General features: G+C 40.6%; 15 protein-coding genes, 1 tRNA gene and 3 rRNA genes. 5 read left to right on the top strand and 14 right to left on the bottom strand.

The genetic code is table 11. The features are described from left to right. Positions 1-199: 199 nt before the first annotated feature. The 7 genes from C9J51_RS14085 to C9J51_RS14055 all read right to left on the bottom strand — a co-directional run bounded on the left by C9J51_RS14085 (position 200) and on the right by C9J51_RS14055 (position 8,153). Complete coding sequence (locus C9J51_RS14085; protein WP_107275231.1) at positions 200-1,036, bottom strand: macro domain-containing protein; 837 nt, start codon at positions 1,034-1,036, stop codon at positions 200-202. Between the two features lie 23 nt (positions 1,037-1,059). Continuing rightward, entirely contained in the window at positions 1,060-1,623 is a 564-nt protein-coding gene (locus C9J51_RS14080) for a TIR domain-containing protein (RefSeq protein WP_045040389.1), read from the bottom strand. An 86-nt stretch (positions 1,624-1,709) separates the two neighbouring features. Continuing rightward, positions 1,710-2,117, bottom strand: coding sequence for a hypothetical protein (locus C9J51_RS14075; RefSeq protein ID WP_045040388.1), 408 nt, complete (start codon positions 2,115-2,117; stop codon positions 1,710-1,712). Continuing rightward, positions 2,117-4,369: an integrase gene (locus tag C9J51_RS14070; protein ID WP_107275221.1), complete on the bottom strand. Its 2,253-nt coding sequence runs from the start codon at positions 4,367-4,369 to the stop codon at positions 2,117-2,119. The genes C9J51_RS14075 and C9J51_RS14070 overlap by 1 nt, the downstream gene beginning before the upstream one ends. Next, a complete protein-coding gene (locus C9J51_RS14065; RefSeq protein ID WP_045040386.1) occupies positions 4,362-5,939 on the bottom strand; it encodes a site-specific integrase in 1,578 nt (525 codons plus the stop codon). Before C9J51_RS14065 ends, C9J51_RS14070 begins: the two co-directional genes overlap by 8 nt. Continuing rightward, positions 5,920-7,227, bottom strand: coding sequence for a tyrosine-type recombinase/integrase (locus tag C9J51_RS14060; protein WP_107275220.1), 1,308 nt, complete (start codon positions 7,225-7,227; stop codon positions 5,920-5,922). Before C9J51_RS14060 ends, C9J51_RS14065 begins: the two co-directional genes overlap by 20 nt. Positions 7,228-7,577: 350 nt before the next feature. Next, positions 7,578-8,153, bottom strand: a complete 576-nt coding sequence (locus tag C9J51_RS14055) for a single-stranded DNA-binding protein (protein WP_045040384.1) — start codon at positions 8,151-8,153, stop codon at positions 7,578-7,580. Between the two features lie 688 nt (positions 8,154-8,841). On the opposite strand from C9J51_RS14055, the gene galU reads away from it, so the two are divergent. The 3 genes from galU to C9J51_RS14040 all read left to right on the top strand — a co-directional run bounded on the left by galU (position 8,842) and on the right by C9J51_RS14040 (position 14,501). Further along, entirely contained in the window at positions 8,842-9,708 is an 867-nt protein-coding gene (gene galU / locus C9J51_RS14050) for a UTP--glucose-1-phosphate uridylyltransferase GalU (protein WP_045037509.1), read from the top strand. A 147-nt stretch (positions 9,709-9,855) separates the two neighbouring features. Beyond that, positions 9,856-12,684, top strand: a complete 2,829-nt coding sequence (uvrA, locus tag C9J51_RS14045) for an excinuclease ABC subunit UvrA (RefSeq protein ID WP_045037508.1) — start codon at positions 9,856-9,858, stop codon at positions 12,682-12,684. 74 nt (positions 12,685-12,758) lie between these two features. Then, positions 12,759-14,501, top strand: coding sequence for a PglL family O-oligosaccharyltransferase (locus C9J51_RS14040; RefSeq protein WP_045040383.1), 1,743 nt, complete (start codon positions 12,759-12,761; stop codon positions 14,499-14,501). A gap of 52 nt (positions 14,502-14,553) precedes the next feature. Here the strand turns inward: C9J51_RS14040 and C9J51_RS14035 are convergent, their stop codons facing one another. Next, positions 14,554-15,672: a pyridoxal-phosphate-dependent aminotransferase family protein gene (locus tag C9J51_RS14035; protein ID WP_045040382.1), complete on the bottom strand. Its 1,119-nt coding sequence runs from the start codon at positions 15,670-15,672 to the stop codon at positions 14,554-14,556. A 325-nt stretch (positions 15,673-15,997) separates the two neighbouring features. On the opposite strand from C9J51_RS14035, the gene lysC reads away from it, so the two are divergent. Further along, positions 15,998-17,365, top strand: a complete 1,368-nt coding sequence (lysC, locus tag C9J51_RS14030; protein ID WP_407675587.1) for a lysine-sensitive aspartokinase 3 — start codon at positions 15,998-16,000, stop codon at positions 17,363-17,365. Positions 17,366-17,442: 77 nt separating this feature from the next. Here the strand turns inward: lysC and metH are convergent, their stop codons facing one another. Further along, complete coding sequence (gene metH, locus C9J51_RS14025) at positions 17,443-21,114, bottom strand: methionine synthase (RefSeq protein ID WP_045040380.1); 3,672 nt, start codon at positions 21,112-21,114, stop codon at positions 17,443-17,445. Between the two features lie 181 nt (positions 21,115-21,295). On the opposite strand from metH, the gene C9J51_RS14020 reads away from it, so the two are divergent. After that, entirely contained in the window at positions 21,296-22,579 is a 1,284-nt protein-coding gene (locus tag C9J51_RS14020) for a cation:proton antiporter (protein WP_107180481.1), read from the top strand. Between the two features lie 55 nt (positions 22,580-22,634). Here C9J51_RS14020 and metA read toward each other — a convergent pair whose 3' ends face one another. The 5 genes from metA to C9J51_RS13995 all read right to left on the bottom strand — a co-directional run. Further along, a complete protein-coding gene (gene metA / locus C9J51_RS14015) occupies positions 22,635-23,573 on the bottom strand; it encodes a homoserine O-acetyltransferase MetA (RefSeq protein WP_045040379.1) in 939 nt (312 codons plus the stop codon). 224 nt (positions 23,574-23,797) lie between these two features. After that, positions 23,798-23,913: ribosomal RNA gene (gene rrf, locus C9J51_RS14010) — 5S ribosomal RNA — on the bottom strand. Positions 23,914-23,921: 8 nt separating this feature from the next. Then, positions 23,922-23,997 (bottom strand) — tRNA-Thr (locus C9J51_RS14005). A gap of 81 nt (positions 23,998-24,078) precedes the next feature. Beyond that, positions 24,079-24,194, bottom strand: a 5S ribosomal RNA gene (gene rrf / locus C9J51_RS14000). A 138-nt stretch (positions 24,195-24,332) separates the two neighbouring features. After that, a 23S ribosomal RNA gene (locus C9J51_RS13995) occupies positions 24,333-24,412 on the bottom strand; the annotation flags it as partial.

The raw sequence follows: 24,412 nt of genomic DNA, 5'->3' as shown, positions 1-24,412 counted from the left end.
AAGAGAAAATATTCTAATATTTGCAATAAAAAAACGGCTATCTCTTTCAATAGATAGCCGATTAACACACTCCACGATCAAGATTAAAGACCTATAAATCAATACTATAAAAACAAAACCTAGCTTAAAAGTTACGATTATCATTAACTTTTATCCACAGATGATTCAAACGTTACAAAAATGAAGATTTAAAGCTAATCTATAATCCATTGTTAGAGTGCTTTATCTCAAAAAGATTGATAGTATCTATCTTATCTTTATGGATAACAATCGTAAGCTTTGCTGGATGCTTAAATCTCATTTCACTAATCCTAAAAGTCCACAGCATGATTTTCAACAGATCTTCGTCTTGTATATTTTTATGCTCTTTAATTCGGGTAATGCCAGAACCAAAAATCGGTACAGCTACACTCTTCTGTGCATAGACTCTGTTAACTTGATCCCAAAATTTTATTAAGAACTCGATGTACTCTGGCATAGTGAGTATGGCTCTATTCTGTTCATCAAACTTTGCAAAAGCTGTAAGCAAAAAATCTTCATAAACACAGATAGTTCCTGCATCGTATTTTTTCGTTTTACCTGATTTCCTTGCTGGATTTTCATTTACTTCTACATCATCATTTTGAAAGTAATCTTCGATAAACTGATCCAAGCTCGCAGTGGACTCAAGAAAAAATTTGTTTATAAATAGTCCATTAAGCGTTCTTTTTGCAACAATTTTATCATCAACCAATGTATCGAAATACTCATTGAAAGCAATCGCTTTTAGGCCATCCTCATTGAAGATGTCACCCTCTTTAACAATAACTTTAGTACCTTCAATATCTACCTCAATAGACTTCAAATCATTTGCCCGAAACCAGATCCAAATATAAATAACTATGGATGCTCCAAGGAATATAAGCCCATAGGTTGACTTTTGATTAGAGTCCAAAGTAAAAAATGCAAGTACTATCGTAAAAATACTAGCGATAACAGATATGTAGACAGAGTACAATTTCAGTACTCGCCGATCAAAAAAAGAAACCTTACTCAAATTTGCACCTCTACTATTTACACTCACAACCGATAAATATATACGTCAGGATCAATTGATGTTCCGACCATAAAATCTTTAGAGTTCAAAGCTGATGAGATTAAATTCTTGTCCATAGGAACGTGCACTGTAGGAACTTTATGCATAGAATCTCGAAGAATAGGCACTTTCCCCCAAAGAGCTTTAACACTCTGTTTTAAATTATTATTTACTAAGAGACTAGCTTTACTATCATAGTCAGGATAGACAACAATAATAGGCAAACCCAACGTGTTAATACCATAATCCATCTCTTCACGGACAGCTCTTGAGTTTTGTGTTCTTTCACTCAAGAACAATATTACGTTTTTCGAATTTCTTAATCTTTCCCGAAGTCGTGGCTTTAAAGTAAGCTCCCAATCACTACCATCTCGAACGTTATAATTTTTTTGGTGCGAGTCATTAAAAGGAAATGTCGCATCTTTGCCTTTCCACATTTTAAGCATGTTATAGTAAACGAAGTCTTTAATTGCATTAGCACCCAATGAGCCTTGATCGAAAGGTTCCGCTACGTAGAATGCGGCATAGTTACCATTTTTGTATGTCATTAAAATTCCTTAAAGGTAGTAAACAGTTGCATTATATTAACTATTTACAAAACTACGAAGTGTGCTTCCGTCACAAACTAACTTATTTACTGATTGTCCTTTGTAGGAAGTGACTCATTCATCTGATCAATCGTTACTCCATGACGATACGCGTTGTAAAGCCACACCTGAAACTGCTCTAATAATTGCTGATTCTCTCGCTTCAATCGCTCGATTTCTCGTTGCTGCTTCTCTAATCGCTCAGCGGCTACTTTCAGGCTTGGTGGCAATTTCGGCTTATTTGAAGGCACCTTACCCGATACAAGCGACTTTACTTCCTGAAACGCAGTCTTGATCCTGTTCTGTTTTTGCAATGTCTGCCGTGTTGTCTTGAACTTATATTCATGTTCAACGGCCTCAACAAGCCTATCCCATGAAAGCTTGGAGTCAGTCGGCCAATCATCCAAAACTTCAACAACGTTTGATATATCTTTATCAGTCAAATGCTTAGCCATTAACCTTCTTCCTCCATCATGTAATCAAGCTCATCCAAATCATCTAGGTCATCAAAAACACTATCATCCATTTCAGGTAACTCGACGTCCGCTTTTCCGATAAGCGCCTCGACCGAAACAGATTGAACACGTTTGAAATTGACGATTTCAGGCAAACGCTTTTTGCCATTAGCTTCCAATGCTCTATCCAGTTGAGTCACATCTTCGACATTGGCAAGCTTGATCAAGGCACCATCTTCGATATTTGGGTCTTCCATCATTTCCAGCAGTTGCTCACAGCGCTCTGTTGTTAGTTTTCTACGCTGATACCATTGTTCAGCCCCCTGAACACCATCATCAACCGCTTTTTTATCTTGCTTCAGGAGTTTTTGTTCACGAGCCAGTCGATGCCGTATACGCTCGCATTTGCCATCATCACCCTTGGTACAAACATGCTCATTACAGTTAACGCAATCCCTGTACTTGGTGCAGGGTTCGCTTAAATACGAAGTCACACACATACCAAACTCGGTCGTGTGGGCCGTCAGGGACGCCTTGGTGTTTAACTCTTGAACCGTTCGAGGAGTGGCAACCTGTATTTGAATTTGCGTGCTAGGTGCTTGCTCTTGCGTGGCAAGTTCGTTTTCACGATCTTCGATGAAGTCCGCACCGTACTCTTCAGGAGTCGTATGGTTATAGTAACGATTGTGCTTCGGATCAGAACGTTGCGCCCACTTCGCTCGCATTTCCCCATCCATACCATTTACCGCAGCCATGGTATCTAGCATGTGTCGCAACTGATGTGAGGTTAAGGATAAATCGCCATACCCCCAACGCTGAAATACAGATGGAACTCCAGTAGCAAGCTCTCCCGTTTTCTTGTTCTTTTTCTTGGTGGGCGCTAAATCTTCATTTAACGTATTGATGGTTGGCATCGCCAACTCGGTGTGACACGTAACTTTCTGTGCTCCTAATGCGTTTGCGAACCCTGCGTACAATGCATCAGACCATTTGAGTTTTACCTTACCTTCACCCTTTTTAAAGGGGATAAATGGGAAGCCCTCAGGCAACTCGCTGCGAACAATTTTGTTCAAATCTCGCAAGCTCACCACATAGTCTTTGCGCTCTATCCCCTTACGCTTTAAAAGTTGATTAACAGCACCATTAAGTTTTTTACCCTTTTCATACACGGATATATCTAGCCCCAACGCCAGAGCAACTTCGTTCTTTGTTAATAATTGTTCTTCAGGCACATCAGGACAAAGAGGATGGCGAGGAAAGTCAGGCGATTCTTCCAACATTTTCGCAAAAGCACGAGCATCGGCAGATTGCGCCTCAAGCCGCTCAACCGCAGTCGTAACAGAATCAATCATGACCGTTGGCAACCATTTATTTTCATGCCCATAACCCTTACCAGAATACCAACGAAGTCCCTTAAGCGTGATTTCATCATCATAGTTGAACCTTGAAGGTGCATCGTCACTACGTTGCTTTTGCAAAAGCAGCTCAATATCCTCTTTCGCCAGCCCTAATTCCATTGCTCGATTGGCTTTCATTTTCTCTAGATGCAAGCAGTCAGCACGTAAATACAAAGGCTCAGAGACACGGGCAGGCGCACTAAACAACAAAGTCATTGTTGATGTAGTAAAGATATCCCGAGGACTTAAATCTTGGGTTTTAGCAGCAGATATTTTGGCGAGTGCCATGAGAGAATTCTCATCAGGCATTTTCTTTTGTCTATGTTCGTCTGCCTTATCGCCCGTTGCATTGTCTGCGGGCTTCTTGATTGGACTTTTCCAAGTGAACGGAGTCACCATTTTATTTTCGATCAAAAACTTCAGCAGATTTTTAAGTCCTCGACCTGCTTGGTATGCAGCCCCCGCACCAATCGATTCCCTAGCAATTTGTGCAGCCTGATCGAAGTCACCAATAGTTAATTTGGTAATGTTTACAGAGCCATATTGTTTAACACATGCCGTGTTTATTGCTTTCAATGCATAAAACTTCACGCCTAATCCAGCTTTAGTACTCTTGCCGTAGACAACATATGCTTTGGCAAACGGAAGTAGTGATGCATCAAAGACATTAGTAGGATCGCGATCCTGATTGGACACACCAAAATTGGTGAAATTCCCCACACCCGACCAGTAGTTGCTGTCGTAGTCGTACTTATCATTTAGTGGCGGCAGATGACGAGATAGCTCAATGAATTCTTGCAGGTTTTTTTTATGCTCCAGCTCGTGCTGAGGAGTAAATGTAAAAACATTAGACATTATTTTGCTCCTGACACAGCTTGATTACTTGACACACCGCAACAATTGCACGGTCATTAATAGTTACGACTACCATATCATCATCGGTGTCTGCTTTTAATCGCTCACGCTCTTCCATTAACCATTGCAAAACAAGGTGATGTGGTGCATTAGCCCACGGTCTAAACTTTGGACATAAATAACATGCAATAGGGGCATAATCTTGGCAAAAGGCACTTGTTCCACACGACCCAACATCACAATCTTTTTCCCGTAACGGTATACGGGTCGCACCTGCGTTTTCCTCGTTTGCCTCGTCCTCATCCTTCACTAGCTTTCCAGCAAAAGTGGCAGCATAACGAGCCAAAGGCTGATTCATAATCTTAGATATTTCAATTGCGAACTCTGGAACATTAGCGACATACACATCTACATTTTGGGTATCCGAATGATCCAGAAGCCTAGCAATGGTGAGTGTCCCCGCACCTTCAATGGCAGCACGGGTGCCTAGCGTGTATCGAAAGCGATATGGATTAACGTGAATGAGTTCACCAGTACGCTCAGAAACCACTTTAAGCTTACTTGTTGCAGTAACAAGCCTTCCGCTAAGTGCTGAACTTGAAATATGTGAAAGTTCAGATTTAAGGAAATCAAGGAAGTCTTCGCCAGACAAAGTTTTCATGGTGTCGATTTCATTGCTGCCCACAAACAACGGTAATTCACTTTGCTCCACAGGTGTCAACTTACGCTCTAACTGAGCTTCCACATCTGCAATGGATTCTTTTATGTGCTGCTCGATGACTTGCCCAACAGATTTCACTAAACCAAAAGGTTTGAACTGGGTACGAAAACGACCACCACGCTGCTTAATCCTCGGTATATTAACCACATAAGTTGGGTTGCCAGTGAATTTACTGGTAAGAGAGAAGTCTCTGACTTTTAGTGAGGCTATTTGTTCGGTACGTCGTCCTGTGGCCTTAAACAATAACAAAACGGCGTAGCGTTCTGTAGAGAGATCCCCCTCAGCATATTTGTGGGCAGCATTAAGCCCAATAGCTTCAAACTCAATCGAACTAAATGGGCCTATTTCAGGGTCGAGAGATAAAACTGCAACACCTTTTTCATTACTCGATAAGCGCCACTGATCAGTTAGCTTGTAAACAGCTTCATTAATGTTGCCATTAAGCCCCAAATATCGCATCTGCCGAATAAACCCTCTCACCACAGAGAGCTTATATTCATCCTTTTTAAGTAAGCTCCCTTTAAAAGTAAGAAAACCTAACTCTGAAAAGTTATCAGCCTTACTAAGGCTCAAATACAATTTTAAATTATCAGTTAAATTACGCACATGAGGAGCTGAATTGTTTTCAGAAAAATATACCAATGTATCACGAACATCTTCCGCAACTATATCTTTAAACTGTTTCAAAAACGCTAGATTAATAGTGACATTGCGATTTAACACCCACTTATCTTGAAGATAATCAAACTCAAATCCGTTGTGGGAAATAGCAAGTGTCACCTTGCCTTGTTGCTCTAAATGCTGAATAGGCACAGACCTATTACCTCCATTATTGGTCAATTTCTTCATCGTAAGCACCGACAACCCCGTTAATTAAGGTGCTTTCTTCTTCTTGTAGTTCCATACCAACTTCAAAAGCACGCTTGTCATCATGACGCTTGCTGTACTCTTGCGCCATTTTTGAACCTTCATGCCAGCCCATTAATTTCTGACGGTCACTTTCGGATTTAGCTTCAGACACTTTGCCTTCTGCAATACGTTTATCGGCATGTTTACTAAACTTGTCATTCCAAGAGTGACGGAATGCGTGCGGATGTACCCTAAAGCCAACGACTTCCGATATTTCACGGCATATTTTATTAACAGCAGCAGTAGAAAGTGCTTGGTTGGTTGAGGTGCGGTGGTTATGAGTGACAAACAAATAAGGGATGAACTCGGCACCATTGGCATTACTTCGGTGGTGTATTAAGTAATTGTCGTACATCTCGCTCAGGCGCTTATCCATGGGCACATGCCGTCCCAAAGTTTTCGCTTCAGGTCTATCCAAGCGGGTGTCATCTAAATCTACCTTTGAGCGGATCGTGACATAGCGCCGCCCGTTTTTAGGGTGGTTTTTAACATCCCTTGGTCGAACTTTAAGTAATTCGCCTCGTCGGAAGCCTATCGCTCCTAGCATATTGATGATGAGTTGGTTTCGATAGCGTAATGATTCGTTTTTCCATGGATTATCGGATGAATCTGGACGAATAACATCCAGTACCCTTAAGATTTGATGGGGAGTCAAAGATTTATAATTCTCATCCATATTTTCCGTCTCGTCTGCCTTACTGAATTTTTGGGGACGAAGAGACTTCAACAATTGTTCAGCAGTTGTATCTTTTGATGGAAATAACACTTCTTCAAGCCACCCAATATATTCAGCAAAAGTGGTCAAACGGTTATAAGCAGTGGCTGGTGAGATATCTCCGTCATGATCAATAACGATAACCGCCCTTACTGTTTCCAGTTTTTTCATCTTGGGTGTAAACGAAACAATATTTCCTGATTTTTGCCTAGCCACATGCTCTCGAAATGTCTTCACTGTGCGCTTAGCCCACTTAACGAGAGATTCCATTTCTTGCTTTGATAAAAAATCTCCAGTAATACATCGTTGAACAATATCGATATTGAGAAAACTACAAATTTCATAAAGATATCGGATATGTTCAAATACGGAATAACATGTGTTACTTGCATCAGACTTATTACGATGATTTATTGTTACGAACAAATTGGGATAAGGAATTGGAACTCCACTATCATCAAGTAAAATTGCATACGCCTCACCATCTGACATTAGAAATTTTTTTATCTTCATTCTCTTTATTCCCTAGAGATAGAACATTGTAAAACCAAATCTAAGAACCTATCAAAAATCTTGTTTATTTATTAACTAATAATCAAATCAAATATAAATAAACAATTATTTAATAAATCACAAAAAATATTAAGACATCACTTTCATGTCGATAATTTAAATTAAATATTAAATTATCAAAGATATTACCCATCAATAAACATTACAATAATTCAAGGTAACCTATAACCTAAAAACAACTATAAAAAAAGTTCACAAAAATAACAACAATTAATGTAAACTTTTTTATAACAGATTGTTTTAAAGTGATTTATATGCAATATTTAACAAAAACCACTCTTTGGTAACTGTCAAAAAGGAATATCGTCGTCAAAATCCATTGGTGGTTCATTATATTGCTGCTGTGGCTGTTGTGGAGCCGACTGTTGTGGTGTCGATTGTTGCTGTTGCTGTTGCTGTGGTTGTTGCGGTGCATAATTTTGCTGTGGTGCAGCAACCGGTTGCTGAGGTTGACCCCAGTTACCTTGATTCTGCTGTTGTTGTTGACCACCCATTGGCGCACCTTGGCCACCATTACGGCCACCTAACATTTGCATTACGCCGTTAAAACCTTGAACAACAACTTCAGTAGTGTATTGATCTTGGCCTTGCTGGTTTTGCCATTTACGTGTTTGTAATTGGCCTTCGATGTACACTTGTGAACCTTTACGTAGGTATTCACCAGCAACTTCTGCTAATTTTCCAAATAATGCTACACGGTGCCACTCTGTTTTTTCACGTTGTTCACCGGTAGATTTATCACGCCAAGACTCAGAGGTTGCAATAGTAATGTTAGCTACTGCACCACCGCTAGGCATGTAACGAATTTCTGGATCATTTCCTAAGTTACCGATTAGAATAACTTTATTTACGCCACGACTGGCCATAGTTCACTCCAAAGCTGATAGCGACGGTTTTGGGTATCAATAGCCGCTTAGTGAAAGTTTATACTCAATCACACAGTTTATCATGTCAGCAAGGTCAAGGCATAGCGCCAAAGTATGTATCGTGGCGCAATTGTTTATATTGATCACAATATAAATAATAACAAAAAGATATCTAATTTCTATGAAAATATCACATCAGAACAATTTGAATGCCAAAACTGTCATTTTTATGACACTTCAAACAATTTAAAATATAAACTGTTATACACTAATAAATACTATTAATTTTAATTATATAAATATCCACTAACTTTATTTAATAAAAATGATGTATCTATTGATAAAAACATTAGAGTTTCACTTGATTATATTAAAAACAAATAAATACGACTTAAATATACTAAAAATAACGTTGCAACTTTATAAATAATAAAGCGTCCTGAATATAAATATTCTTACTGGCATTAACAATTAAAGATTATACATCTTATAATTATTATTTTTTGCGAGTTCAACACTGATATTCAGTTGATTTATTGTTTAAAGTCTCTAACATTATGCACAATTTGTTTTAGCGTTCGCAAAAAAATAACTACTATTTTTTTGTTAATTCTCAACAACGAAATTAGCGGATAGATTTCAATCTGCACTCAACACATTATCAATTACATTAAATCTAGGAAACACTATGATCAAGAAATGTCTATTTCCAGCAGCAGGCTACGGTACACGTTTTCTTCCAGCAACAAAATCAATGCCAAAAGAAATGATGCCCGTCGTAAACAAGCCATTGATTGAATACGGTGTTGAGGAAGCGATCCAGGCAGGCATGAACGGTATGTGCATCGTTACTGGTCGTGGTAAAAATACCTTGATGGATCACTTTGATAAAAACTACGAACTAGAACATCAAATCAGCGGCACAAACAAAGAAGATCTTTTATTTGATATCCGCCGCGTAATTGATTCAGCGCACTTCACTTACATTCGTCAAGGCGAAATGAAAGGTCTTGGCCACGCGATCCTTATGGGCCGTGAATTAGTCGGTAACGAACCATTTGCAGTAGTACTTGCCGATGACCTTTGTGTAAATGAAGAGCAAGGCGTATTGGCTCAAATGGCTGCGCTTTACAAGCAATTCCGTTGTTCTATCGTTGCAGTTGAAGAAGTACCAGAAGAAGATACCCATAAATACGGTGTGATCGCAGGTCAAATGATTCGTGATGACCTATTCCGTGTTGATAACATGGTAGAGAAACCAGAACCAGGTACAGCACCAAGCAACCTTGCTATTATCGGTCGTTACATTCTAACACCTGATATTTTTGATATCATCGAAGAAACAGAACCAGGTAAAGGCGGTGAGATCCAAATCACTGATGCTCTACTAAAACAAGCACAATCTGGTTGTGTTCTAGCATTCAAATTTAAAGGTAAGCGTTTTGACTGTGGTAGTGTTGATGGCTACATTGAAGCAACAAACTACTGCTACGAAAACATCTATAAGAAAGACCAATCTTCTACACTCGCTAAGCAACAAACTAGCAAGAAGTAAGTAAACGCCAAACTCAAACAATCCCGCTTTTTTATAGCGGGATTTTTTTTATTTGAGTTACTGTGTTTTTATTCAGTATCTTTTGCTCATTAAAAGCGGCTATGAAATACTACTCACTAACAATTAAGTAAAACAATAGTGATGGGTATGGATTACATCGAAGTACAGGGTGCACGCACCCATAATCTCAAAAATATCAATATTTCCATTCCTCGTGACAAGCTCGTTGTTATCACGGGCTTATCCGGTTCGGGAAAATCATCTTTAGCATTTGATACTTTATATGCCGAAGGTCAACGGCGCTATGTCGAATCACTGTCAGCTTATGCTCGTCAATTTCTATCATTAATGGAAAAGCCGGATGTTGATCATATTGAAGGCTTATCACCCGCCATCTCGATTGAACAAAAATCAACATCACACAACCCTCGCTCAACCGTCGGTACCATTACTGAAATTTATGACTATTTACGCTTGCTCTATGCCCGCGTAGGTGAACCTCGTTGCCCAACCCATAATATTACTCTTGCAGCCCAAACCGTTAGCCAAATGGTCGATCAAGTACTCGCCATGGATGAAGGCAGCAAACTAATGTTACTCGCTCCCATCGTAAAAGAGCGCAAAGGCGAACATGTAAAAACCCTCGCCAACCTTGCCGCTCAAGGTTATATTCGAGCGCGTATTGACGGTGAAGTGTGTGATCTCTCCGATCCTCCAACATTAGAGCTACATAAAAAACACACCATTGAAGTGGTCGTTGATCGGTTTAAAGTACGAGAAGATCTACAATTACGTTTAGCTGAATCATTTGAAACGGCACTTGAGCTTTCTGGTGGTACGGTAATTATCGCCCCGATGACAGCAGGCGATGCTCCAGAACAGGTCTTTTCCGCTAATTTTGCTTGCCCACATTGTGGCTATAGCATGCAAGAGCTTGAGCCACGATTATTTTCGTTTAATAACCCCGCGGGAGCTTGTGGCACTTGTGATGGTTTAGGGGTGCAACAATATTTTGATCCTGAGCGCGTGGTCCAAAATGGTGAGATCAGTTTAGCCGGTGGTGCTATTCGCGGCTGGGATAAACGTAATTTTTACTATTTCCAAATGCTAAAATCATTAGCTGAACATTTCAATTTTGATATTGAAGCACCTTTCGATACCTTACCTAAAAAAATTCAAACCTTGATCCTGAGTGGATCTGGCACCACTGATATTGAATTTAAATACATAAATGATCGTGGTGACATTACCGTTCGTCGGCATCCATTTGAAGGTATTTTAAATAATATGGAACGCCGTTATCACGAAACAGAATCTAACTCTGTGCGTGAAGAACTGGCTAAATTTGTATCGACGAAACCTTGTGCAAGCTGCCATGGTTCACGATTACGTCAAGAAGCACGCCACGTTTTTATTGGTGAAACTAACCTTCCTCATATCTGCGACATGAGTATCAATGACGCATTTACTTTCTTTGATCAATTAGAATTAACCGGTCAACGAGCTCAAATTGCCGCTAAAATACTCAAAGAAATCAATCAACGTTTAAGTTTCTTAATCAATGTTGGCTTAAATTATTTAAGTATTTCTCGTAGTGCCGATACCCTTTCAGGTGGTGAAGCACAGCGTATTCGACTCGCAAGCCAAATTGGTGCGGGCTTAATGGGAGTAATGTATGTACTTGATGAACCTTCAATTGGTCTCCACCAGCGTGACAACGAACGATTACTTAAAACCCTGATCCATTTACGTGATCTGGGTAATACCGTGATTGTTGTAGAACATGATGAAGATGCTATTCGTGCCGCTGACTATGTGATTGATATCGGCCCTGGCGCAGGTGTACATGGTGGTGAAATTATTGCAGAAGGCACGATTACAGATATTTTAAAATCAAAAAAATCGTTAACTGGTCAATATCTTAGCGGTAAAAAATCAATCGCGATTCCAGCACAACGAATACCTTTTGATCCTGCAAAAACAGTCAAACTTTTAGGGGCTAGCGGTAATAACCTTAAAGATGTTAATGTCGAAATTCCTGTTGGATTATTGACCTGCATTACGGGTGTTTCAGGATCGGGTAAATCAACATTGATCAATGATACTTTCTTTAAGATCGCCCACCAACGGCTCAATGGTGCGACGACGGGTACACCTGCACCTTATAAAGAAATTCAGAATTTAGAACATTTTGATAAAGTGATCGACATTGATCAAAGCCCGATTGGCCGCACACCACGTTCAAACCCCGCCACTTATACGGGTATTTTTACGCCTATTCGTGAGCTATTTGCGGGTACTCAAGAATCTCGTTCTCGTGGTTATAAACCGGGTCGCTTTAGCTTTAATGTTCGCGGTGGGCGCTGTGAAGCGTGCCAAGGTGATGGCGTTATCAAAGTTGAAATGCACTTTTTACCTGACGTTTATGTTCCCTGCGATGCGTGTAAAGGTAAACGCTATAATCGTGAAACCTTAGAGGTACGTTACAAAGGCAAAAGTATTGATGAAGTGTTACAGCTCACAGTTGAAGATGCACATCAATTTTTTGAACCCGTTCCAGCAATTGCGCGAAAATTGAAGACATTAATCGATGTCGGCTTATCGTATATTCGTCTCGGTCAAGCCGCGACAACCTTATCGGGTGGTGAAGCACAACGGGTTAAACTTGCTAAAGAATTATCTAAACGTGATACAGGCAAAACCTTGTATATTTTAGATGAACCGACAACAGGCTTACACTTCCACGATATTCAACAATTGCTAACGGTATTACATAAGCTACGTGATCGTGGTAATACCATTGTGGTTATCGAGCATAATCTCGATGTTATTAAAACAGCTGACTGGGTAATTGATCTCGGTCCTGAAGGCGGTAATGGTGGCGGTGAAATTATCGCAACAGGTACTCCCGAGCAAGTCGCACTAGTGGCAGGATCCCATACCGCAAGGTTTCTTAAACCTCTACTTAACATCTAATTGTAAAGCGTAATCATGCTCTATCAGGCAGGTTGACATTGGTCAGCCTGTTTGCTTTTTACTCAGGACTCACCATGACAGTGTTACAACTTCAAGGTACGAAATTAGAACAGAAACGGATTTCTACACCTTTACCTTTAGTGCGTTTTTTCTTAGCCAGTATTGGCGTGTTTTTTATCGTGGCTATGCATTATTTTCAGCACAATCCTGGCGGTTCAGGGCTTGAACTGTCTTTTAATGCCAGTGCCTGGATTCCATTTAGCTTTGCTATTGGTTGTGGTCTATTAGAAATTTGTCGTCAAAAAATCTGGCGCTATTCTCGTATGACGATCATTTTATTTAGCTGCTGTGTCTTACTCTCACTACCCATCTTTTATACTAATGCCGATAGCTTTGCCGTTTTAAACCGTTTACTCACCCTTTGGGCTGGTTTTCTATTTTTTATTAGCTTACAACAATTTGTTTTTACTCATAATCAACGCCAACGACTATTATGGTTTATCACTATTGCAGTGTTGATCGAAGCAGCGTTTGGTTGGTATCAGTTTTTAGGGCTATCAACACACAACCAGTTTGGTTATGACGTCATTGCCAACCGTCCTTACGGCATATTCCAACAACCGAATGTTATGGCGAGCTTCTTAGCCACGGGACTGGTTATTGCCGCTTACCTATTAGCTCGCTTACCTCGTTATCGCGGCAAATGGGCATGGCAGCATCTGATCGTATTAGCCGTTCCCGTTATGACTATTCCGCTATTGGTGGTACTTAACTCACGTACAGGTTGGCTAGGTGCTGGCGTTGGTTCTTTATTAATACTGCCTTACCTCTACCATTTTTCCGCTAGATACCAACAGCGAATGTGGGGCTTAATGTTATTGTTAGGAATAGCATTAGCTTGGCAATTTAACACAATAACAGACAGTTCTTTTTCTCATAAAGCACGAGTGACACTTGAGAGTCAACGTACAACCATTATGCCTCAAGCTTATGATATGTTTACCGCTAAGCCATTAACAGGTTATGGCTATGGAAAATTTGAAGTTGCTTATATTACTCAAACCGCACTATGGCATCAGCAAGATCCACAATATCCAGTGGGAGTGGCAAGTTTAGATCACCCTCATAATGAACTGCTTTATTTAGCAGCAGAAGGAGGGATTGTACCGTTACTCGGTCTAATAATAGCCGCGCTAGCCGTACTGGTTAGTATCAAAAAAGCCCCCAATGGTACTCAGTTAGCGTTAGTCGGATTATTTTTTCCGATAGTGTTACATACTCAACTTGAATACCCGTTTTATCACTCCTTTGCCCATTGGATTATTTTTATTATTCTGATTTTTTGGGTTGATAACCTCACAACGAAATATCATCGTTATCAAACTCAATATATATTAGCGCTCAAAACCAGTGCCATCGCATTACCAATAATAATAACCAGTTTTATGATCACCACCTTATATTCAGGTTGGTTACTGACTAAGTTTGAAACAACACATCCAGTTGATATCAATTATTTAGTCAAAGTAAATAATCCATGGGCATGGCAACATCGCTTTGAATGGGATTTGCACCTCACCCAATTACAAGTGGGTATCGCCACCGATAAACCTCAATTAGTGACTGATTATATTTTATGGGCAAATCAAAAAGCACAAACATGGCCGCGACCTGCACTATATCAAAATTTAATTTTAGCCTATTCTCATCAAGGTAATACAGCCCAAGCCGAGCAAGTAGCGACAGAAGCACAACAATTATTTCCGGGGATCACGACCTCTAACGCAATAACAGCGACAGTCTCTGCTGCAAAATAATAACCTATAACCATCAATGGTGAACGATCACCATTGATGGTAAATATCAGGTTTATTTTAGCGTGCTTTCAAGGGCTTTTAGACACAAAGCAACGTTTTCATTGCGCGCAGCATAGCCCATTAACCCAATACGCCATGCTTTACCTGCGAGTGTACCTAATCCCGCACCAATCTCAAGATTATAGCGTTCTAATAAGGTCGATCTTACCGCCGCATCATCGATACCTTCAGGAATATACACCGCATTAAGCTGTGGCAGTCGATACGCTTCTTCAACCAGAAATTGAATCCCTAGCGCTTCAAGTCCTGTTTTTAATTCAAGATGCGCTCGGTGATGTCGCTGCCATGCTTGCTCTAAACCTTCATTGTGTAACAACACTAATGCTTCATGTAATGCATATAAGCTATTGACGGGCGCGGTATGGTGATAGCTACGCTTACCTTCACCACTCCAATAACCCAGCACTAAACTTTGATCTAAAAACCAACTTTGGACTGGTGTTTTACGTTGTTGAATTTTAGCAATGGCTTGCTCGGAAAACGTCAGTGGAGACAATCCTGGCACACAAGATAAGCATTTTTGACTGCCCGAATAAACCGCATCCAGTTGCCATTCATCCACCAGCAAAGGAACGCCACCTAAAGATGTTACGGCATCAACAATGGTTAAACAGTCATACTTTCGCGCAATTTCAGCCAAAGTTTTAGCATCAGATAGCGCGCCCGTTGACGTTTCTGCATGTACAAAGGCAACAATTTTAATATCAGGGTCGGTCTGTAATGCTTGTTCAACCAAAGCAGGAGATACAGGCTCGCCCCATGCATTATCAACCATGATTGCGATGCCACCACAACGTTCAACGTTCTCTCGCATGCGGTCACCAAAGACACCATTACGGCAAACTAAAACCTTATCACCCGCCTCAACTAAATTAACAAAACACGCTTCCATGCCAGCACTGCCCGGTGCTGATACTGCGATCGTAAACGTATTTTTAGTTTGAAAAGCGTATTGCAGTAGTTGTTTAAGCTCATCCATCATTTTAATAAACAATGGATCAAGATGGCCAATTGTCGGCCGACTTAGGGCTTGTAATACTTGCGGATAGATATCAGAAGGACCCGGTCCCATAAGTGTTCTTTGGGGTGGTATAAAACTGGTGATAGACATAGATTCAACTCCATTAAATCATGATTATTATCAATAAGGTGATAGCACGATAGTGGTCACTACAGAGTATTAGAGCAACACAAAAGCCGCAAGTAATAACCCAAAAACCCGTCACAAATACATACTTTTTATTAACCTTAAATAAATAATCATTTAACAATTGACAACTAAGGGCGATTTCCTATTCAATGACAACAGTGATTATTCACTACAGAAGAGGTGCGTGACTGCCTATTACCTCCTCGACAATGGACGTCGGGAATTCTTCCGAAGCAAAAGCCTACCTTGCACTATTGACAACAAAAGGGAGAACACCGTAATGAGCATGATTCCGACCGCAACAACAAATCCATTAATTGTGGCTAAATTTGGTGGCACCAGTGTTGCCGACTATGCAGCAATGTGCCGCAGTGCAAATATTGTTATTACCAATCCACACACCAAAATAGTGCTAATAAGTGCTTGTTCAGGCGTAACTAATTTACTGGTCGCCTTAGCTAATGGCATTAGTGATATCACGCTACGCCAGCAACATTTACAGCAATTAACTGATACTCACCAACAGATACTGAATCAATTACAGCACCCACACACGGTCAGTGATGCTATTTACGCATTATTCGATGATATAGCCTCAGCTTCTGCACAAGCAGCAATTGCATCATCCCCCCAACTCACGGATAAATTAGTTAGTCATGGCGAGCTATTATCAACCTACCTCTTTAACCAAATTTTAGTTGAGATGAATACCGCTGCGATTCGATTTGATATTCGTGATGTAATGCGTACCGACACCCAGTTTGGTAAAGCTATTCCACAGCCAGATCTTATTCGTCAATTGGCTCAACAATATTTGGTGCCACTCGTCGATACCCAAATTGCGGTGTCACAAGGCTTTATAGGTCGTGATGAATTTGGTAATACCACCACTCTTGGCCGAGGTGGAAGTGATTATAGTGCTGCACTAATTGCAGAAGCGGTTGATGCGACCACACTAGAGATCTGGACCGATGTTCCGGGAATGTACACCACTGATCCTCGCATTACCGCAGCAGCAAAACCCATTAAAGAAATCAGTTTTAGTGAAGCCTCTGAAATGGCTAATTTTGGTGCCAAGATCCTCCATCCATCAACACTGGTTCCAGCTATTCGCCATCAGATCCCCGTCTTTATTGGCTCATCAATAGCACCGCAACAAGGTGGAACATGGATCAGAAAAACCGTTGAACAAGCACCACTATTTCGAGCATTAGCGTTGCGTGGAAATCAGACCATGGTGACTTTAACTAGTCTCAATATGTTTCAAGCTTATGGTTTTTTAGCCGAAGTATTTCGTATTTTGGCAGAACATAAAATCTCGGTCGATTTAATTACCACCTCAGAAGTCAGTGTTTCATTAACCCTTGATCAAACCGATACTGGCAGCGGTGCTCCGACATTACCCTTAGCCGCAGTTGAACAATTAAACCAATTGTGTCGCGTTGATATTGAACAAGGTTTGTCGTTAGTGGCGTTGATTGGTAATCATATGAGTGACAGTAAAGGCTCCGCTAAGCATATCTTTGGCGCGCTTGATGCGTATAATTTACGTCTTATTTGTTATGGTGCTAGTCCGCATAATCTGTGTTTTTTAGTCAATGAAGCCGATGCTAAATCTGTCATAACAACACTGCATCAGCAACTTTTAGAATAACCACTATCAGCACCAACAAGAAAAAAGACCCAAAAAAGGCGCAACGTTTGCGCCTTATTTATTTTAACCTAATAATTTTATGACAAATTAGGCCCTAACCACTTTTCAGCTTCAATTAAATCCCAACCTTTACGATCGGCATAACTTTCCAATTGATCATGTTGGATCTGCGCGACCGCAAAATAACGCGCATCTGGATGTGAAAAATACCAACCGGATACCGCAGCACCCGGCCACATTGCATAGCTCTCGGTCAGCACCATTCCTGTATTGGCTTCAGCATTTAATAACTGCCAAATAGCGCCTTTTTCAGTATGCTCTGGGCAAGCCGCATAGCCAGGAGCAGGACGAATACCTTGATACTTTTCACGGATCAAATCATCATTACTAAGATCTTCATCCACTGCATAGCCCCAAATTTGTTTACGTACCATTTGGTGCATACATTCAGCAAACGCTTCTGCTAATCGATCCGCCACCGCTTGAACCATGATCGCGTTATAATCATCACCCTGCGCTTTAAACTGATCAGCAATATCATACTCACCAATACCACCTGTCACGGCGAACGCACCAATCCAATCCGCTTTACCACTTCCTTTAGGGGCAATGTAATCTGATAAACAATAATTGGGACCTTTGGGTTTCTTGGTTTGTTGGCGTAAACCATGCAGTACCGTTAATACTTCTGTGCGCGTTTCATCCGTGTAAACTTCAATATCATCACCAATATTATTTGCAGGGAATAAACCACAGACGCCATTGGCTTTGATCATGCCTGTGCGTTCAATATCATCGAGGATCTGATTTGCATCTTCAAACAACTTAGTTGCTTCAACCCCCACCACTTCATGGCGTAAAATGGTTGGATATTTTCCACTTAATGACCAAGTCATAAAAAATGGCGTCCAATCGATATATTGACGTAATTTAGCAACCGGAAAATCAGTAAAGGTATGCACACCAGCATTTTTAGGCGCTGGCGGCGTGTAATTAACCCAATCAAGGGCGACAGCATTCGCTCGAGCTTGATCAAGTGTGATTGGTGGTGTTCGTGGTTTTTTACGCGCATGTTGTTCACGTACAACATCATATTCAGCGGCTAAGCGCTCTACAAATGCAGGTTTTTGTTGTTCAGATAACAACGCAGAGCAAACGCCAACCGCCCGCGAGGCATTAGAGACATACACCACTGGCTGTTGATAATTTTGTTCAATTTTTACTGCGGTATGTGCTTTTGAGGTAGTCGCTCCGCCAATCAGTAACGGCACCTCAAAACCTCGGCGCTGCATTTCTTTAGCGACATATACCATTTCATCAAGCGAAGGGGTGATCAAACCACTCAAACCAATAATATCGACATTCTGCTCTTGAGCGACCTGCAAAATTTTATCGCATGAAACCATGACACCTAAATCAATAATTTCATAGTTATTACATTGCAGTACCACTCCAACAATATTCTTACCAATATCGTGTACATCACCTTTTACCGTCGCTAATAAAATTTTACCATTGGTATATCCGGCTTGCTTTTCCGCATTAATGTACGGCTCTAAATGGGCAACGGCTTGTTTCATAACACGAGCAGATTTAACGACTTGAGGTAAAAACATCTTACCTTCACCAAACAAGTCACCAACGACATTCATTCCCGCCATCAAAGGACCTTCAATCACTTCTAATGGCTTATCCGCATTCACTCGTGCAAGCTCAGTATCCTCGACAATAAACTCAGTAATACCTTTTACAAGTGCATGTTCTAACCGTTTTTCAACTGGCCAACTGCGCCACTCTTGCAGGGTACGATCTTCTTCAACGGCACCACTATCACGATAATTAGCGGCGATATCGAGTAGGCGATCAGTACTATCATCACGACGATTAAGCACTACATCTTCAACCGCGTTACGCAATTCATCAGACAGATCATCATAAATCGCTAACTGACCCGCATTAACGATCCCCATATCCATACCATTTTTAAAGCAGTAATATAGAAACACCGCATGGATCGCTTCTCGAACAGGGTTATTACCTCGAAATGAAAACGACACATTAGATACGCCGCCAGAAATCATCGCATGGGGTAAGGTACGTTTAATATCAGCAACCGCTTCAATAAAATCAACCGCATAATTATTGTGCTCTTCGATGCCAGTGGCGATAGCAAAAATATTAGGATCGAAAATAATATCTTCCGCTGGAAAACCTACTTCATCGACCAATATATGATAAGCATTAGTACATATTTCAATTTTACGCTCGCGAGTATCAGCCTGACCCACTTCATCAAATGCCATTACAATCACTGCTGCGCCATAACGACGTAACAACTTAGCTTGCGCAATAAAGTTCTCTTTGCCTTCTTTGAGTGAAATAGAGTTAACAATCGGTTTGCCCTGAACACATTTAAGTCCAGCTTCAATAATTTCCCACTTCGATGAATCAACCATGATTGGCACTTTGGCAATATCTGGCTCTGTTGCACACAAATTAAGAAAGCGCACCATCGCAGCCTGCGCATCCAACATGCCTTCATCCATGTTGATATCAATAATTTGCGCACCCGATTCTACTTGCTGACGGGCAACATCTAATGCTTCATCATAAAGTTCATCTTTAATTAAACGCTTAAAACGTGCAGATCCGGTGACATTGGTCCGCTCACCAACATTAACAAATAAACTTTCAGCTTCAATAGTCAGCGGTTCTAACCCCGATAATCGACACGCAACTTTAATTTCAGGTAACACCCGAGGTTTAATATTCTTGGTAACTTGATACATCTGTCGAATATGTTCAGGAGTAGTACCACAACATCCACCAACTAAATTTAAAAAGCCTTGTTGCGCCCATTCTTTAATATGCTCAGCCATTTCATCGGCTTCAAGATCATACTCACCAAATGCGTTAGGCAATCCGGCATTTGGGTGGGCTGATACTGCACATTCAGAAATACGCGATAGCTCAGCCACATATTGGCGTAATTCATCAGGGCCGAGGGCGCAATTTAAGCCAAAGGAAATCGGCTTTACATGGCGCAAAGAATTATAGAACGCTTCAGTCGTTTGACCAGAAAGCGTACGCCCAGAGGCATCAGTAATGGTGCCTGAAATCATCACAGGAAGCTCATAACCAAGCTCTTCAAAAACCCCCGTAACCGCAAAAGCACAGGCTTTGGCATTCAGAGTATCAAAAATGGTTTCAATCAAAATAATATCGACGCCACCGTTGATTAACGCGAGGGTAGACTCGCTATAAGCAATTACCAACTCATCAAAAGTGACATTTCGAAACCCAGGATCATTCACATCAGGAGAAATAGAACAGGTACGGTTCGTTGGTCCTAGAACTCCAGCCACAAAACGGGGTTTATTCGGGGTTTGTGCCGTCCATTCATCTGCTGCCTCACGAGCAAGCGTTGCTGCGGCAAAATTAATGTCGGCACTGAGGCTTTCCATATCATAGTCAGCCATTGCAATGGTGGTCGCGTTAAAGGTGTTGGTTTCTAAAATATCAGCGCCAGCTTCAAGGTACTCAAGATGAATATCTTTAATTAATTGCGGCTGAGTTAAAACTAATAGATCATTATTACCTTTAAGATCAGCATGCCAATCACTAAATCGTTGGCCTCGATAATCTTGCTCGTCGAGCTTATAACTTTGAATCATGGTGCCCATGCCACCATCAATGATCAAAATCTGCTGTTCAAGTCGCTTATGCAGTACATCCTTGTCTTTTAACACTACATTATATCCTTATAATCCATTACAGCTTGATAACATCCTATCACAATTCAAATAGGAATCTAGACGTCTAAACATGTACAATGGCAAAATAAGTTAATTAACAATAGCCATTACTAACTGATGGTTTTACTATCACAAACCATTAAATCTACTCAATAATTTAATCTAGAGGTTTTGCATGTCGGTTTACAACACCCTCTGTTTCCTAGCTGCAGCAGCAATGCTTATAGCTTTTATAAACAGTAAGATAGGTAAGATGCAAACCACCATCGCCATTACGGCTGGTTCTCTTATCTTATCGCTACTTATTATTTTTGCAGGCCATAATGGCTGGTTTCATCTTGAAGATATTGCTTCAACCCAGATGGGAAAAATCAACTTTGAAGACTTTTTGTTAAAAGGGATTTTAGGATTTTTGCTCTTTGCAGGTGGGCTTGGTATTAAATTGCCACACCTCAAAGAGCAAAAATGGGAAATCACTACCTTAGCTTTAGGTTCCACACTCTTTTCAACCTTTTTTATTGGCTTTAGCTTATGGAGTATTTGTCAGTTACTAGGGATCCAACTTGATCTTATTTACTGTTTATTATTTGGCTCACTGATCTCACCAACCGACCCCATTGCCGTACTTGCTATTGTTAAAAAGATGAACGCCCCTCGCCGAATCTCGACTCAAATCGAAGGTGAGTCATTATTTAATGATGGTTTTGGTTTAGTTATCTTCGTGACTCTATTTACCGTCGCTTTTGGTAATCAAACGCCAACAGTCTTAAGCGTGACCCAATTATTCTTACAAGAAGCGATAGGCGGCATTGTTTATGGTTTCATTTTAGGTTTAATCTTCCATTACCTTATCTGCTCGACTAACGACCACTCAATGGAATTATTATTAACCATTGGTATTCCAACGGCTGGTTATGCTTTTGCCGAAATTATCCATGTATCAGGCCCACTCGCCATGGTTGTCTCTGGCATTATGATCGGCAACTGGACGCGCTATATTGGCTTTTCAAAAGAAAGTGAAGAGCACCTTGATCACTTCTGGGAATTAGTTGATGAGTTCCTAAACGGTCTATTATTCTTACTTATTGGTATGACCATGCTTGAATTCAGTTTTCACCAAGAGGACTGGATATTAATGGCAATTGCAATTCCATTGGTATTACTAAGCCGTTATTTAAGCGTAAAACTGCCTTATATTGGCTTTAGCCATTACCGGCAATATAATCCAATGTCAGTTAAGATTCTAACGTGGGGGGGGTTACGTGGTGGTTTAGCACTGGCGATGGCCATGGCGGTACCTGCGGGAGTGATCGTTATTCCAGCCAAAGACATTGATGTTAGAGAAATAATCCTCGTCATGACTTATTCAGTGGTAGTTTTCTCTATATTGATTCAAGGTTCAACAATTACCTCATTAATTGAAAAAGCCAAACTATGGGAAAAACAGAATAAACATTAATTTCTGCCTCACGCATAAATAATAAAAAGGCCAGCTAATTAAGCCGGCCTTTTTATTAATCTTTGGTAAAACTGGCTTCTGAAAAATGCGCCAAATCATAAGGTGTCTGTTGGTAAACACAATAATTAAGCCAATTACTAAAAAGTAAATGACCATGACTACGCCAACTCGCAACAGGTACGCTATTAACATCATCATTAGGATAGTAATTTACAGGAATCGTTGGCTCCATCCCTTGCCCACTATCACGAACAAATTCATGATGGAGTGTATCTACATCATATTCAGGATGACCCGTAACAAAGACATTACGCTTATCTTTAGTCGCAGCTAAATAAACCCCTGCTTGATCAGATGTCGCTAAAATATCTAGGTCAGTATGCGTACTTAGATAATCTGCAGAAAAATCAGCATAACGAGAATGGGGGGCAAAAAAGGTATCATCAAAACCACGCAACACAGGGTGATGGCAATCATGAATACGATGATGATAAACCCCAGACAGTTTTTCTTTACGTGTACGCTTAGGCAAATCATACAACAACTTCAATCCTGCTTGAGCAGCCCAACAGACAAATAATGTTGAGGTCACATGATCCTTAGCCCAATTCATGATCAGCTGAATTTCTTCCCAATACAGTACATCTTCAAACTGCACTAACCCTAGTGGCGCTCCCGTCACAATCAACCCATCAAAATTACGATCTTTCACCATTTCAAATTGACGATAAAACGTATCTAAATGTTCCTGAGGAGTATTTTTTGTCGGTCTGTTATCAATCCGTAATAACTCAACATCCACTTGTAATGGGCTATTAGAAAGTAAGCGTAAAAACTGGGTTTCAGTCTCAATCTTCTTTGGCATCAAGTTTAGTAATAATACTTTCAATGGTCGAATACCCTGACTCGCAGCACGTGCTTCAGTCATAACAAAGATATTCTCACTTCTTAAAATATCTGTTGCTGGTAAACGATCCGGTATTTTAATTGGCACTTTGGTTTTCTCCTTACCCCAAAATAGCTTTAGCCGTCTAGATATCTAGTTAAAGCTATAGAAAAAACAATATTGGTGCAAGTAAAATCCCATAACCTCGATCGATATTAAATTGAGGTGTGATTTTAATAAATAAAAAATAATGAGGAATAATCAGGGGGGAATAAAAACATTGAAAAGCTAGAAATGAAAAAACCCAACCGATGGCTGGGTTTCAAAGAGGTATTTAGCAATGTCCTACTCTCACATGGGGAGACCCCACACTACCATCGGCGCTACAACGTTTCACTTCTGAGTTCGGCATGGGATCAGGTGGTACCGCTGCGCTATGGTTGCTAAAAAAATGAATGGTGCTAGTACCCAGAGTCGAACTGGGGACCTCACCCTTACCAAGGGTGCGCTCTACCAACTGAGCCATACCAGCACACAAAGCTGTTATGAATCTGCAAGTGCAAATTCTAAATCTTTTTATTTCCACTTTTAAAAAAGTGAAAGAAAATTTTAAGCCTGGCGATGTCCTACTCTCACATGGGGAGACCCCACACTACCATCGGCGCTATTACGTTTCACTACTGAGTTCGGCATGGGATCAGGTGGGTCCATAACGCTATGGTCGCCAAGCAAATTCTGTTTTATTTATTGTCTTATGACAATAAATAGCAATCTGGGAAAAATCTGACTAGTTGTTCTCAACACGCATTCAAGCGTTTGTAGAGTCCGTCTCTTCTCTTTAGAGAAGAAAAACCCCTTGGGTGTTGTATGGTTAAGCCTCACGGGCAATTAGTATCAGTTAGCTCAATGCCTCGCAGCACTTACACACCTGACCTATCAACGTTGTA

This window comes from Photobacterium iliopiscarium, from assembly GCF_003026395.1.
GTDB lineage: Bacteria > Pseudomonadota > Gammaproteobacteria > Enterobacterales > Vibrionaceae > Photobacterium > Photobacterium iliopiscarium.
This window is presented reverse-complemented; position numbering and strand designations above follow the sequence as displayed.

What these genes read in the sequence shown, in the direction of transcription:
- C9J51_RS14065 (WP_045040386.1), bottom strand. Translation starts at nt 5,939, where the DNA reads ATGAAGAAATTGACCAATAATGGAGGTAATAGGTCTGTGCCTATTCAG.
- C9J51_RS14060 (WP_107275220.1), bottom strand. Translation starts at nt 7,227, where the DNA reads ATGAAGATAAAAAAATTTCTAATGTCAGATGGTGAGGCGTATGCAATT.
- C9J51_RS14020 (WP_107180481.1), top strand. Translation starts at nt 21,296, where the DNA reads ATGTCGGTTTACAACACCCTCTGTTTCCTAGCTGCAGCAGCAATGCTT.
- C9J51_RS14070 (WP_107275221.1), bottom strand. Translation starts at nt 4,369, where the DNA reads ATGTCTAATGTTTTTACATTTACTCCTCAGCACGAGCTGGAGCATAAA.
- C9J51_RS14055 (WP_045040384.1), bottom strand. Translation starts at nt 8,153, where the DNA reads ATGGCCAGTCGTGGCGTAAATAAAGTTATTCTAATCGGTAACTTAGGA.
- uvrA (WP_045037508.1), top strand. Translation starts at nt 9,856, where the DNA reads ATGGATTACATCGAAGTACAGGGTGCACGCACCCATAATCTCAAAAAT.
- galU (WP_045037509.1), top strand. Translation starts at nt 8,842, where the DNA reads ATGATCAAGAAATGTCTATTTCCAGCAGCAGGCTACGGTACACGTTTT.
- lysC (WP_407675587.1), top strand. Translation starts at nt 15,998, where the DNA reads ATGATTCCGACCGCAACAACAAATCCATTAATTGTGGCTAAATTTGGT.
- C9J51_RS14080 (WP_045040389.1), bottom strand. Translation starts at nt 1,623, where the DNA reads ATGACATACAAAAATGGTAACTATGCCGCATTCTACGTAGCGGAACCT.
- C9J51_RS14035 (WP_045040382.1), bottom strand. Translation starts at nt 15,672, where the DNA reads ATGTCTATCACCAGTTTTATACCACCCCAAAGAACACTTATGGGACCG.
- C9J51_RS14075 (WP_045040388.1), bottom strand. Translation starts at nt 2,117, where the DNA reads ATGGCTAAGCATTTGACTGATAAAGATATATCAAACGTTGTTGAAGTT.
- C9J51_RS14040 (WP_045040383.1), top strand. Translation starts at nt 12,759, where the DNA reads ATGACAGTGTTACAACTTCAAGGTACGAAATTAGAACAGAAACGGATT.